Source organism: bacterium (genome assembly GCA_035703895.1).
Taxonomy (GTDB): Bacteria; Sysuimicrobiota; Sysuimicrobiia; order Sysuimicrobiales; family Segetimicrobiaceae; genus Segetimicrobium.
In genome coordinates, this window is sequence record DASSXJ010000154.1 from 25,663 (window position 1) to 39,095 (window position 13,433).

General features: G+C 66.9%; 11 protein-coding genes. 8 read left to right on the forward strand and 3 right to left on the reverse strand.

Features of this window, described 5'->3' with window-relative positions:
* Position 1 precedes the first annotated feature (1 nt).
* Positions 2 to 892: an ABC transporter permease gene (locus VFP86_10560; GenBank protein ID HET9000078.1), complete on the forward strand. Its 891-nt coding sequence runs from the start codon at positions 2 to 4 to the stop codon at positions 890 to 892.
* Positions 893 to 895: 3 nt separating this feature from the next.
* Here VFP86_10560 and VFP86_10565 read toward each other — a convergent pair whose 3' ends face one another.
* Positions 896 to 1,795 (reverse strand): TIGR03619 family F420-dependent LLM class oxidoreductase, encoded by a 900-nt coding sequence (locus VFP86_10565; protein HET9000079.1) that lies wholly within the window; start codon positions 1,793 to 1,795, stop codon positions 896 to 898.
* Positions 1,792 to 2,331, reverse strand: coding sequence for an SPOR domain-containing protein (locus VFP86_10570; protein HET9000080.1), 540 nt, complete (start codon positions 2,329 to 2,331; stop codon positions 1,792 to 1,794). The genes VFP86_10565 and VFP86_10570 overlap by 4 nt, the downstream gene beginning before the upstream one ends.
* 168 nt (positions 2,332 to 2,499) lie before the next feature.
* On the opposite strand from VFP86_10570, the gene VFP86_10575 reads away from it, so the two are divergent.
* From VFP86_10575 to VFP86_10605, 7 genes are all read left to right on the forward strand, one after another.
* Positions 2,500 to 4,500: a S9 family peptidase gene (locus VFP86_10575; protein HET9000081.1), complete on the forward strand. Its 2,001-nt coding sequence runs from the start codon at positions 2,500 to 2,502 to the stop codon at positions 4,498 to 4,500.
* A gap of 29 nt (positions 4,501 to 4,529) precedes the next feature.
* Complete coding sequence (locus VFP86_10580; GenBank protein ID HET9000082.1) at positions 4,530 to 5,717, forward strand: enolase C-terminal domain-like protein; 1,188 nt, start codon at positions 4,530 to 4,532, stop codon at positions 5,715 to 5,717.
* Positions 5,718 to 5,819: 102 nt separating this feature from the next.
* A complete protein-coding gene (locus VFP86_10585; GenBank protein ID HET9000083.1) occupies positions 5,820 to 6,869 on the forward strand; it encodes a LacI family DNA-binding transcriptional regulator in 1,050 nt (349 codons plus the stop codon).
* Between the two features lie 57 nt (positions 6,870 to 6,926).
* On the forward strand, positions 6,927 to 8,858 hold the full coding sequence (locus VFP86_10590; protein ID HET9000084.1) for an ABC transporter substrate-binding protein: 1,932 nt from the start codon (positions 6,927 to 6,929) through the stop codon (positions 8,856 to 8,858).
* Positions 8,859 to 8,892: 34 nt separating this feature from the next.
* Entirely contained in the window at positions 8,893 to 9,876 is a 984-nt protein-coding gene (locus VFP86_10595; protein ID HET9000085.1) for an ABC transporter permease, read from the forward strand.
* A gap of 83 nt (positions 9,877 to 9,959) precedes the next feature.
* Positions 9,960 to 11,018 (forward strand): ABC transporter permease, encoded by a 1,059-nt coding sequence (locus VFP86_10600; protein HET9000086.1) that lies wholly within the window; start codon positions 9,960 to 9,962, stop codon positions 11,016 to 11,018.
* Between the two features lie 36 nt (positions 11,019 to 11,054).
* Positions 11,055 to 12,179: an enolase C-terminal domain-like protein gene (locus tag VFP86_10605; GenBank protein ID HET9000087.1), complete on the forward strand. Its 1,125-nt coding sequence runs from the start codon at positions 11,055 to 11,057 to the stop codon at positions 12,177 to 12,179.
* Here VFP86_10605 and VFP86_10610 read toward each other — a convergent pair.
* On the reverse strand, positions 12,157 to 13,383 hold the full coding sequence (locus VFP86_10610; GenBank protein HET9000088.1) for an MFS transporter: 1,227 nt from the start codon (positions 13,381 to 13,383) through the stop codon (positions 12,157 to 12,159). The genes VFP86_10605 and VFP86_10610 overlap by 23 nt on opposite strands.
* Positions 13,384 to 13,433 lie beyond the last annotated feature (50 nt).

Below are 13,433 nucleotides of genomic sequence, written 5' to 3' on the forward strand. Positions count from 1 at the left end.
CATGGCACGAGACGTGGCGGACCGGGCGGCGGCGGGCATCCCCGCGGCGCCTGCCCGCCCGCGCCGGCCCGCGAGGCTGCGGCGGTTCTGGCAGAATCCGTTCGCCGTGGCCTCGGCGGTCTTCGTCGCCCTGATGATCTCGGCGGCGGCCTGCGCGCCGTTCATCACGCCGCATGCCCCGGACCGGATCGTGCTGGGTCAAGAACTGCGCGCTCCGTCCGCGCAGCATTGGCTCGGGACGGACCAGAGCGGCCGCGATGAGTTCGCGCGTCTCCTCTATGGGGCACGGATCTCGCTGGTCATTGGGATCGTTGCCGTTCTCGTGTCGGTCAGCCTCGGCACGGTCATCGGCGCCGTCTCGGGGGCGTTCGGGGGGCTGATGGACGCGCTCCCGATGCGCCTCACGGATGCGATGCTGGCGATTCCGCTGTTCTTCCTGCTGCTGGCGGCGTTGGCGGCGATCGGATCCACCGTTGTGAACATCGTGCTCGTGATCGGCCTCTCCTCTTGGATGACGACCGCCCGGGTGGTGCGGAGCGAGGTGTTGCGCACCGTCAACCTCGAGTATGTCACCGCGGCCCGCGCGTTGGGCGCGGGGTCGGGGCGGGTCGTCGCCCGCCACCTCCTGCCCCCGGCGCTGCCGTCCATGCTGGTCTCGTCGACGCTCGGCGTGGGACAGGCGATCCTCGCGGAGTCCGCGCTCAGCTACCTGGGCGTCGGCGTGCAACCGCCGACCGCCTCGTGGGGCAACATGCTGAGCCACGCCCAAAACTACATCTTTGCGTCGCCGCTTCTGGCCCTGTGGCCCGGTATCGCGATCTTGCTGACGGTGCTCAGTTTCAACTTCATCGGGGACGCCGTGCGCGACACGCTGAGCCCATACCAGACCTAGAGATCAGGCGGCGGTTCGGAGACGGTCGAGGATCCGGAACTGATCGTGTAACGGGATCGACCACCGGTTCATGTCGAAGAACACTTCCGCGACGCCGAGGTCGCTCATGCGGCGAAGATCGTCGACGACCTGGTCGTGTGAGCCGCTGAGCGGCGGCCGGGGATCCGGGGCGGGGCTCTCCGTGACGGTCGTGTTGGTCCGCACGACGATCGGAAGCCCGGTGGGGTGGTGGGGGGCGGCGCGCCGAAATCGGGCGATGGTCTCCGTGAATGACTCCCAGTCCGTGGGAATCGTGTGGAGGCCCGCGCTCATTCGCGCCGCGCGCTCGACCGCGGCGGGTTCTCTCGCGGCGATGATGACCGGTGGACCTCCCGGCTGCACCGGCTTGGGGTTGATCTGGGACGGCGGGATCCGGTAGAAGCGTCCGGTGAAACTGACCGGATCAGGTCCCCAGGCCGCGCGCATCGCCGCGACGAACTCCTCGAATCCCGATCCGCGGCGGCGAAGCGGCACGTTGGCCGCTGCAAACTCTTCTTCCGACCACCCCTGGCCGAGCCCGGCGACAAGCCGGGCGCCGCTGAACCGGTCGAGGGTCGCCAGGCGCTTCGCCAGCATCGCGGGGATGTGGAGCGGTGCGACCAGAATGCTGGTCCCCAGCTTGATGCGCGTTGTCTTGGCGGCGACATACGTCAGCGTTTCGATGGGATCGTATGCGACGGCGTAGGACTCCGGCATCGGCCGTCCCGGTTGACCGTCCGCGGTGCGCGGGGTGAGTGGCCGGAGCAGCCGCTCGAGGACCCACACGGTCGCATACCCGCGTCGCTCCGCTTCTTGGGCGGCTTCTACAATCGCCTGCGGGGAGGCGAGCGACCCCGTCTGCGGGAGCGCGAAGCCAAACTTCATCGGGCAGGGCTGAGCGTCGTTTCGAACCCGTTGGCTTGGAGATTGCCGGCAAACTGCTCGGCGGCACTCCGGCTCATTGGCGGCCCGACCCACACGCGGATGATGGGACCCTCGACGATCGAGGCCGTGTAGCCCTTCGCCCGGAGTTGCCGGATCAGGTCATCCGCGTACTCGCGACGCTTGAACGCTCCTGCCTGGACACGGAACTCGGGAGGGCCCGGCGGAACCGCGGCGCGCGCGGGAGAGCCCGCGGCCGCCGGCGCCGAAGAAGGAACGGCTGCGTTTGGCGGCGCCGGGGCCGAAAGCGGCGTTGCCCTCGTGGGAGCAGACGGGCGAGGGACGGGCGGCGAGGTAGCCGGTGGGGGCGCGGCCACGTCCTTTCCGGAGGCCGGTGCCGAAGCAGGGGCGAGGGGTGTCGTGGCCGGTACCGTCTGGGGAGGATGTGTGACCAGGTAGCCCGCCGCGGCGCTGACCACCAACACGGTCAGGAGTCCGGGCACCGTGGCGAGAATCTTGCCGGTCACGACAGCCGCCACCCCTCCCTCTGCCATCAGTGGATACCCGTGTGCGATCCCAGGCTCAATTCCCTTCGGGGATGTGTTTACCTGCTCATCCCACGCGCGCAGAGACTAGGGATTCCCCCCGCGTTGCTGGAACACGTACATGCCCTTGCACAAACGAATGCACCCGAGGAGCCTGAGACGATGAGCAATGCAACCCTCCGTCCCGTGGAAGTCGAAGACCTGGCCGCGATCAAGACCGTCGCGGACGTACACCTGTCGCGCGACGGCCGCCGCGCCGCCTATACCCTCGCCGAGATCGATCTCGACGGGGATCGATACCGCACCGCGATCTGGGTCGTGTCCACCGACGGCGGCGACCCGGTGCGGTGGACGCACGGACCGCAGCGCGACTTCGCGCCGCGGTGGTCGCCCGATGGACGGTGGCTGGCCTTTCTCTCCGACCGCGACGATGACCCCGCGCAGTTGTACATCATGCCCGCAGACGGCGGCGAACCGCGCAGGCTGACCACGATCGCGTCCGGAGCCGGCCCGGCGGTGTGGTCCCCTGACGGAGAGCGGATCGTGTTTGCCACCCGCGTGCCGAAGGAGGTGCCCCCGGTCGAGAAGGAGGCGCAGGCACGCTGGGCCCGGCGGCCCAAGGTGATCACGAGGGCGCAGTATAAGGCCGACGGCGAGGGATACACGTTCGGCGCATCGAGCCAGGTGTTCGTGCTTTCGCCGGCGACCGGGGTGGCGATCCAGGTGACGCGTGACGACGGCGAATGCCTCAACCCCGCCTGGTCACCGGACGGCACACGGATCGCGTTCTGCCGCAGCCGCGGAGGTATCGCGGACTATTCCCTCTTCGACCTGTGGGTGATAGATGCAGATGGCCGCAATGCGCGCCGCCTCACGCAGGATATCGGGCGCGCGTCTTCGCCGACGTGGTCCCCGGATGGGTCGACCATCGCGTGCTACGGCACGGACGACCAGGAACCGGGGGTGGGCGAGTCGTTGACGCGTGTCTGGCTCGTGCCCGCGGCGGGCGGCGCGGCGCGGTGTCTCACCGCCGAGTACGACCGCGGCGCAGCCATCCTCCCCCGTCCGGCCGTGACCCCCGGCCCGGTTTGGTCCGCCGACGGCTCCTCGATCACGTACGTCGTGGCGACGGCCGGGAGCCAGCACATCGTGCGCGCCGATGTGGCGACCGGAGCGGTGTACCCCGTCGTGGCCGGCGAACGGCAGGTGCTCCGCGCCAGCGCGGCGGAGGCTGCCGGAACAATCGCCTTCATCGCCACCGACCCGCACACTCCTAGCGACGTGTTCGCCTGTCAGTGGGAGGGCTCTAGCGAGCGGCGCCTGACGCACGTCAACGCGACCCTGCTGTCGGAGATGTCGCTGCCGCGCGTCGAGCGGCGCACGTTTGCGAATCCCCACGGAGAACCCGTCGAAGGGTGGCTCTTCCGTCCGGTGAACGGCGTCGCGCCATCGCCGTTGCTCCTCGACATCCACGGCGGCCCCCACAGTTTTCACGGCAACCTCTTCACGCTGGGGTACTTTTACCGTTACGTCTTGGCGTCGAGAGGATGGGCGGTGCTCGCCCTCAATCCTACCGGGTCGGGGTCGTACGGGAAGGCCTTCGCCCACGCCATCCGGGGCCGGTGGGGAGAGTACGACCTGCCCGAGCAGGTTGCCGCGGTCGACGCGCTGGTGGCGGAAGGTATCGCGGACGCCCGCCGCCTGGCGGTCGCCGGCTACTCCTACGGGGGCTTTATGACTTCGTGGACGATCACCCATACCGATCGCTTCAAAGCCGCGGTGGTGGGGGCCCCGGTCGTGAACCTCGAGTCCTTCCATGGGACATCGGATATCGGGATGTGGTTTGCGCCGTGGGAGATGCGCGGCAACGTCGATCACGAGCGCGAGACGTACCGGCGGTTATCGCCCATCCACTACGTAGATCAGGTGGTCACCCCCACGTTGATCGTGCACGGCGAAGCGGATGACCGCTGCCCAATCGGGCAGGGAGAGGAACTGTTTCTCGGGCTCATCGCCGCCGGACGGGTCCCCACCGAGTTTGTGCGGTATCCCGGCGAAGGCCACCTGTTCCTCGGCACCGGACGTCCCAGCCACCGGTTGGACGTCAATCGACGGGTGCTCGCCTGGCTGGAGAAGTACACGCTCGAAGACGGCCCGGCCTGAGACGACGCAGCCGGCAGGGGGAGGGAAGCATGCGGATCACGGACCTCGAAGCGATTCCCGTCGCGGTGCCCGATCCTCCGCTTCGAAACTCGTGGGGGGTCCACGCGCCATATTTCCTGCGAACCATCCTGCGGCTCCGCACCGACGAGGGCCTGGTCGGGTTGAGCGAGACCTACGGTCCCGACATCGTCACGCCGCTCATGGTGGACCGCGCCCGCCAGGTGGTCGTCGGGGACGATCCCACCAATATGCAGCGATTCGTCTACCGCCTGCGCTCTCCGATCATCGCCGGCGCGATCGAAGTGGCGTGCCTCGATCTGATCGGCCGGGCCACGAACCGGCGGGTATGCGACCTCCTCGGCGGCCCGGTGCGGGAGCGGGTCGCATTCAGCGCCTACCTCTTCTTCAAGTATGCGGGCGATGACATCTGGGGAGAGGTGGGGTCTCCTGAGCAGATGGCGGCGCTGGCCGGGAAATTTGTCGACCGGTTCGGCTTCACCACGCTCAAGGTGAAGGGAGGCGTGCTCCCCCCGGCCGAGGAGGTTGAGACGATGCAGCTTCTCCGGCAGCGGTTCGGTCCCGACCACGCCCTTCGTCTGGACCCGAACGCGGTCTGGTCGGTGGAGACGAGTCTCAAGGTCGCCTACGAACTCGAGCGGTCAGGCGTCTGGCTGGAATACCTGGAGGATCCGACCGAGGGCATCGCGGGGATGGCCCGGGTGCGCGAGCGCATTACGATGCCGCTCGCGACCAATATGTGCGTGACGGCGTGGGAGGAGATCGCTCCCGCGGTCGAGGCTCGCGCCGTCGATGTGATCCTCTCCGACCACCATGGGTGGGGTGGCTTACGGGCCTGTCAGGAGCTCGGCCGGATCTGCGCGACCTTCCATCTGGGGATCGGGATGCATTCCAACAGCCACCTGGGGATCTCGATGGCGGCCATGACGCATTTGGCGAGCGTCGTGCCGGCCATGGTGGTGGCGTCGGATACGCACTACCCGTGGCTGACCGAAGACGTCCTTTCCGGCGATGGATTCCGGTTCCACGGGGGGGCGCTTGCGATCCCGCCGGGCCCCGGACTCGGCGTAGAATTAGATGAAGACCAGTTGGCCAAGTACCACGAGACGTTCCAGCGCGGCGTCGTGCGCCAGCGCGATGACACCGCCGAACTGGTAAAGCGCGACCCGGGTTGGCTGCCGATCAAACCCCGCTGGTAAGACCAGCCGCCTTTTTGTTGAAAACACGAGCGCCATGTGCTATTGTTCGATTGGTTTCACGCTCTATTCGCGTCTAACAAGGCTTATCTAGGGGCGTGTTCGATGCGAACAACGTTACGGGATGTGGCGCGCCGCGCCGGCGTTTCACTGGCGACCGTCTCCTACGTCCTGAACCGCGGTCCTCGGCCGGTGGGCGCAGAGCGCCGCGAGCGGGTGCTCGCGGCGGTACGGGAATTAGATTACCTGCCTCCCCCTCGTGAGAGGAAACGGTCGCGCCCGCGCACGATCGGTGTCATCGTTCCCGATGCCTCCCACCCCTTTTTCGCCGGCGCCATCCAGGGGATCGACCATGTGGTGTCTCCGGATGGCCATCTCCTGTTTGTCGCGTCGAGCCTCGAGGATCCCGCGCGTGAGCGGCACCTGGTGCACGCGTTCCTGCGTAGTCGAGTAGACGGTTTGATCCTGACCCCGTGCTGCGAAGAGTCGCCGTACGTCGAGCACATGGTCCAGCGTGGGGTGCCGGTCGTGATCATGGATCGAGGCGGCGCATCGCCTTCCCTCACCCACGTGACGATCAACAACTACAGGAGCGCTTTCCAGGCCGTTCGCCTGCTCTGGGAAAGCGGGCATAACCGGATCGCGCTCGTGAACGGGCCCGACCAGATCGACACCTACCGCGAGCGCCTCCGCGGATACACCGACGCGCTGGCGTTTGCCGGTCTTCCATTCGAGCCTGAGCTCGTGTGCCGAGGTCCGCAGACGTTCGACCACGGCCTCCAGGCCACCCGGACGCTGCTGGGGCTGGCTGAGTCTCCAAGCGCGATCTTCAGCAGCAGCGTCCCGCTGACGTCAGGGGTCCTATCGGGGCTGCGCGAGCGCCGGCTTCGAGTGCCGGCCGACATCGCCCTGGTCGGGTTTGGCGATCCGATCTGGGCGTCGCTCGTGACGCCCCCCCTGACGGTCATCGAGCAGCCGACGGTGCTCCTCGGCGAGGCGGCGGCGCGCCTCTTGGTGGCCAGTATCGGCAGAGAGCCGTCTGCGACGGGCCAACGCGTGGTCCTCGAGACGCGACTGATATTGCGGGAGTCCCACTGGCGGGTGGCCCAACCGGCGGCTGGAGTGACGGTCGGGGCGGAGATGTCCGCCGAATAGCGCGGAGCGGAGTTGCTCGGAGAGTCGAGTCGTCAGATAAAAGGGGAGGGGTTGCGCATGACTACAGGGATCGACCGCCGGGAGTTTCTTCGAGTGGCTGCCCTCGGCGCGGCTGGAGCAGTATCCGCCGTGTACTTTCCCACGCGCGGCGCGCGTGGGGCGCTTGCCGCCATGCCCGAAAAATACACAGAGGCGCCGCTGCTGGCCGGCCTGGTGAAACAGGGGAAGCTGCCGCCGCTGGCCCAGCGGCTCCCGGCCGCGGACGACATTCTCGTCGTCAAGCCGATCGAGGAGATCGGTCAGTACGGCGGCACCTGGCGGCTCGTGTGGAAAGGGCCTGCCGATTTCCACGCCTACGGCCGGGAGAACTACGAGCCCGTCCTCCGCTGGCCCCGCGACCCCAAAGATCCAATCCAGCCCGGACTGGCCAAACGCTGGCAGTTCAGCGACGACGGGAAGACGCTGACGCTGTTCTTTCGAAAAGGGCTCAAGTGGTCCGACGGGAAGCCGTGGACGGTCGACGACATCCTCTTCTGGTGGCAGGATATCGAGACCAACAAGGAACTGACGGCGGCGCCGCACGCGGAATGGGTCGTCGACGGCAAGCCGATGACGCTGGAAAAAGTAGACGACTCCACGATCCGGCTCAAATTCGCCGGCCCGAACGGCCTGGTGCTCCAGATGCTTGCGTTCCACGGCAACCAGTGGCCCCTCAATTTCGAGCGGTTCGGCTTCTTTGCCCCGGCCCATTACCTCAGGCAGTTCCACCCGAAATACAACAAGGACATCAAGGACTACAAGCTCTTCAACGAGAAGGCGGACGATCTCAACCAGGAGCGCCCGGCGATGACGCCGTGGCCCGTCTCGCAGTACCGGCCCGGGGACGCCAAACTGGTCGCCACCCGCAACCCCTACTATTGGAAGGTGGATCCGCAGGGGCAGCAGCTCCCGTACATCGACCGGCTCGAGCTCACGCTGGTCGAGAATAACGAAGCGGCGGCCACGCTGGCGCTCTCCTGCCAGATCGACATGCAGTACCGCAGCATGGACCTGAAGAAGTTTCCGCTCTTCGTGCAGAAGTCCGGCGAGTGCGGCTACCGGGTCTACAAGTGGCGATCGGCGCAGGGCAGCGCGGTGCTGTTCTGGCCGAATCAGAGCTACGGCGGCGACCCCGTGCTCCGGAAGATTTTCCAGGACAAGAACTTTCGGATCGCGCTCTCGCTGGCGCTCGACCGCAAGAAGATCAACGCAGTCTCGTATCTGTATCAAGGGATCATCAACGCTCCGTCGGTCGTGCCCGACTCGGCGTACTTCGTCCCCGAAGTCGCCAAGACGTATCAGGACTACAATCCGAAGTCGGCGGGCGAGTATCTGGACAAGGCGGGCCTCAAGCTGAGCCCGGACGGCAAGACACGCCTCAGGCCGGACGGGAAGTCGCTGGAGGTCACGATCGAAACGCAGCTGCAGGGCGCGGACCTCGACGCGGTCCAGCTGGCCGCTGCGGATTGGAACGCGGTAGGGGTGAAGGCCGTCGTCAAGACGATGTCCCGCGACCTCTACTGGCCGCGGGCGACCGGCAACGAAGTCCAGATCGCCACCTGGTTTGGCGATCGGGGAATCGAGCCGTTCGTCGACCCCATCTACATCTTCCCGTTCGACGAGCGCTCCTGGATGGCGCCCGCGTTCGGGACGTACTACAAGACCAACGGCCAGAAGGGCGAGAAACCCGTCGGGTCGCTGGCCGAGATGCAGAAGATGTACGACCAATTCAAGGTGACGGTCGACCGGGCCAAGCAGGTCGCGATCGGCAAGCGGCTCGTCCAGATGGCGGTCGAAGAGTGTATGGCGATCAACACGGTGGGCGCCACCCCCGTCCCGTTGATTGTGAAGAACAACTTCAAGAACGTTCCGATACAATACATGCAGGACTGGATCATCATGTCGCCGGGGAACCTCGACACGATCCAGTTCTTCTTCAAGAAGTCCTAGTGGGCACGCGCACGACCGTACACGGGGGGTCCGCATGATCGCGTTCATCATCCGGCGCCTCTTGGCGATGATTCCCACACTATTCTTCGTGTCGATCGCCACCTTCATCATCATTCAGTTGCCTCCGGGTGACTTCTTGACGTCCCTGCAGGCGCTCGCCGCGAGTTCGGGCTCCGGCGCCGACAAGGCCGCGATGGACAACCTGCGCCACCAGTACGGGTTGGATCAGCCGAAGTGGGTACGGTACGTCAAGTGGGTCTCGGGCTTCCCCCGCGGCGACTTCGGCTACTCGTTCGAGTGGAAACGCCCGGTGCGCGAGTTGATCGCGGACCGGCTCGGGCTGACGATCCTGCTGTCGGTCCTGTCGCTGGTGCTCATGTGGATCGTCGCGGTGCCCGTCGGGATCTACTCCGCCACGCACCAGTACTCGGGCACGGATAACACGCTGACGGCGCTTGCGTTTCTGGGGCTCTCGGTGCCCGATTTTCTCCTCGGGCTGGTGTACGTGTTCATCGGGCTCTTCGTCTTCGGCGCGTCGGTGACCGGCCTGTTCTCGCAGCGGTTCGCCGACGCGCCCTGGTCGGCCGGCAAGGTGCTCGACCTCTCGAACCACCTGTTCTGGCCCGCGCTCATCCTCGCCGTGGCCGGCATGACCCAGCTGATCCGGATTCTGAGGGGGAGCATGCTCGAGGTGGTCGGGCAGCAGTTCGTCAGGACCGCCCGGGCGAAGGGGTTGAGCGAGCAGGTGGTCATCCACAAGCACGCCGTCCGGGTGGCAATCAACCCCCTCGTCAGCGTGATGGGGATGCAGCTTCCGCAGTTGATCTCGGGGGCGACGATCCTCGGCATCGTGCTCTCGCTGCCGACCACCGGCCCGATGTTCATCCGCGCGCTGACCAGCCAGGACATGTATCTGGCGGGGACATTCCTCCTCTTTCTCGCGCTGATGTTGATGGTCGGGAACTTGCTCGCCGACGTCGCGCTCGCCGCGATCGACCCAAGGATTCGCTATCAATGAGCGTGTTCGAGAAGCCGGCCGCCGCGGTCGCCGGCGAGATTCCCGCCGTGACGGCGGCGGCCCCCGCGGCGGGCCGGATAGGGATGACCCGCCGGCAGCTGATCTGGCGGCGCTTCATCCGGAGCCGCGCCGCCGTCATGGGCGGGCTTGTCGTCGTCGGATTTTACATCGTCGCGCTGTTCGCGAACTTCCTCGCGCCGTACGGGGTCGACCAGCGGTTTATCGAGTACCTGTACGCGCCGCCCCAGGGCCTCCATCTTGACCTGCGGAGGGGTCTCTACGTCTACGGGGTGCAGCAGACGGTGAACCCGGACACCTTGCTCACCACGTATGCCATCGACCGAAGCCGCCGCGTCTCCCTCCGCTTCTTCGTGCGGGGGGACTCCTATCCGGTGCTCGGCCTCTTCACGTCCGATCTCCACTTGTTCGGTGTGGGTGATGCGGGGAGCGGCGCGTTCTTCCTGGGGACCGACCGGCAGGGGCGCGACATGCTGTCCCGCATCCTGATCGGAAGCCAGATGTCGCTCACGATCGGCCTCGTCGGGGTGTTCCTCAGCCTCATCATCGGCTCGGTGCTGGGTGTCGTCTCGGGCTACTACGGGGGGCGGGTGGACGAGGTCGTCCAGCGGCTGATCGAAGTCATCCGCTCGTTCCCGGCGATCCCGCTCTGGATGGCGCTTACGGCGGCGCTCCCGCAGCACTGGCCGCCCGAACGCGTCTACTTTGCGATCACCGTGATCCTCTCCGTGATCGGGTGGACGTGGCTGGCGCGTCAGCTGCGCGGCAAGGTGCTTGCGCTTCGAGAAGAGGAGTTCGTCACCGCCGCGCGGGTCATGGGGGCGCACGACGGCCGGATCATCTTCAAGCATCTCCTGCCGCAGGTCTTCGGGCATATCGTCGTGATCGCGACCCTGGCGATGCCGGGAATGATCCTGGCGGAGACCGCGCTCTCGTTCCTCAATCTCGGCCTGCGGCCGCCGCTGACGAGTTGGGGGGTCCTGCTCCAAGAGGCGCAAAACCTCGAGAGCCTGCGCAATTATCCGTGGTTGCTGATTCCCGCGGGGTTCATCTCGGTGGTGGTGCTTGCGTTCAACTTCTTCGGCGACGGTCTCCGCGACGCCGCCGACCCCTACTCGGCCTGATCGCTACCGCACCGATACGCACGGCGGAGGGCTCGGATGCGCATTGCCGAGGTGAAGCTCATCGCCTTTCGGTACCCGTCGCGGGTGGTGCGCGATGCCGAGGGCCACGGGCATCCCGGACCGGTCCACGAGGCGATCCAGACCCTCACGGTGATCACGACCGATGACGCCGTGGAGGGGTATTCGTTCGGGGGGAGCGAGCCGCTGATCCGGGTGGCGGCCGGATGGCTCGCCGGCGAGGATCCGTTCGACCGGGAACGGATCTGGCAGATGCTTCGCCGGCACCAGCGGTTGCACGGCGACGTGCTGACCGACCGGAACCTCGCGATCATCGACAACGCCTTGTGGGACTTGACGGGTCGGGCTCTCGACCTCCCAGTGTGCAAGCTGCTGGGCCGGTATCGGGACACCGTGCCGGCCTACGGGAGCACGATGTGCGGGGACGATCTCCCCGGAGGCCTGAGCTCCCCCGAGGCATACGCGGATTTTGCCGCGGCCCTCGTGTCGGAGGGGTATCCGGCCATCAAGCTGCACACGTGGATGCCGCCATTGGGACCGGACCCCAAGCGCGACGTCGCCGCGTGTCGGGCGGTGCGCGAACGGGTCGGGCCCAACGTCCGCCTCATGCTGGATTGCTATCACGATTACAGCCGGACCGACGCCCTGTACATCGGCCGGGCCCTGGAAGAGCTCGACTTCTACTGGCTCGAGGAGCCGATGAGCGAGCACAGCATGAGCTCGTACGTCTGGCTGGCGAAGGAGCTGCGCATCCCGATCGTCGGGCCGGAAACCGCCGAGGGCAAGATGTTCACCAGGGCGGAATGGATCCTGCAAGGCGCCGCCGATATCAGCCGGTACTCCGCGAACGTGGCCGGGATCACCGCGATGATGAAGGCGGTCCACCTGTGCGAGTCGTTCGGGATCCAACTGGAGGTGCACGGTGGTGGCCCGGCCAACCTGCAGGCGCTGGGCGCGATGGGGATTCCGGGCGAGTACTACGAGCGGGGGTTGCTGCACCCATTCTTCGACTATCGCGAGGCCGCCCCATGGTTCAGCGACCTCATCGATCCGATGGACGCCCAGGGCCGTGTGCACATCTCGCAAAAGCCGGGGCTCGGCACGGAGATCGACTGGGACTTCATCGAGCGGTATAAGGTGTAAGCCAGACCACGAGGCCGGCGATAGCGACGGCGGACCCGAGCAGCCAAAAGACAGGTTCGTACCCGCCGAGCCAGACCCACAGCAGAGAGGCGCCGACGGGACCCACGGCGCGGGCGCCGTTGGCCCACAGCCCGATGGCGCCGTTGACGCTGCCGTAGTAGCGCCGTCCGAAGACTTCCGCAACCGCCGTCGCGCGCGCTAGTGTCGACATGCCGTTGGCAGCGCCGAGGAGGACGATCACCGGGATCACGCTGGGGAGGCGTGCCACCATGGCGAGCAGTGCCATCCCCGCTCCCTGCGCGAGGAAGATCGATGCGGTCGCCGTGCCGGCGCCGAGCCACGAGGCAATCGGGACAAAGAGCAGGCGCCCCGGCAACTGCATCGCCCCCATCCACCCGACGGCGGCCGCTGCGTAGGTGGGTGAGTATCCTTGCGAAGTTAAGTAGGGGATCGCGTGCACGCTGACCGTGGCCGCGACGAATGTGCTGGCGGCAAACGCCACTGCGAGGATCCAGAAGATCGCGGTGCGGAGCGCCGCGCTGAGGGGCATCCCTCCCACCGCGGCGGTGGGGAGATCGTCCTTTGACGGTGGGGTGGCGGGGGCGGGCCGGAGCGCGAGGGCATGGATCGGGATGGTGGTGGCCGCGAGGAACGCCGCCAACACCGCCACGGTCGTGCGCCAGCCGAACCGCTCGAGCAGATGCGCGGTGATCGGCAGGAAGATCGTGCTGGCCAGGCCGCCGGCGAGCGTGAGGACCAGCAGGGCGCGGTCGCGCCGGTACGGGAACCACTGCACGATGGCGGCGAAGGCGGGCTCATACAGCACCGTGGCCATCGCGAGCCCCATGCCGCCCCAGACGATGTAGAGTTCGCCCAAGGTCTGGATCCGTGACCACGCCAGGAGGAGGACTGCGGCGAGGCAGGACCCCGCCGTCATCAGGGCGCGCGGACCATACCGATCGAGCCATCGCCCCACGGGTATCGCCGCCAGGGCCGAGGCGGCCAGGGCCGTGGAGAAGGCACCGGTGACCGCCGCTCGAGACGCGCCGAGATCGCGCTCGACGGCCTGGAGGACGACCGGGAAGCTGTAATAGGCGATCCCCCACGAGATGATCTCCGTGACGGACAGGGCAGCGACGACCACCCAGCCATATGCGGGATCCCTCTCGGGAGTCCGCGGACTCTCCAGCGTCGTCTCCCTCAACGCCAGAATCTTCTGCGGAGCGTCCGCGTGTCCTGCGCCTCGGGACGACG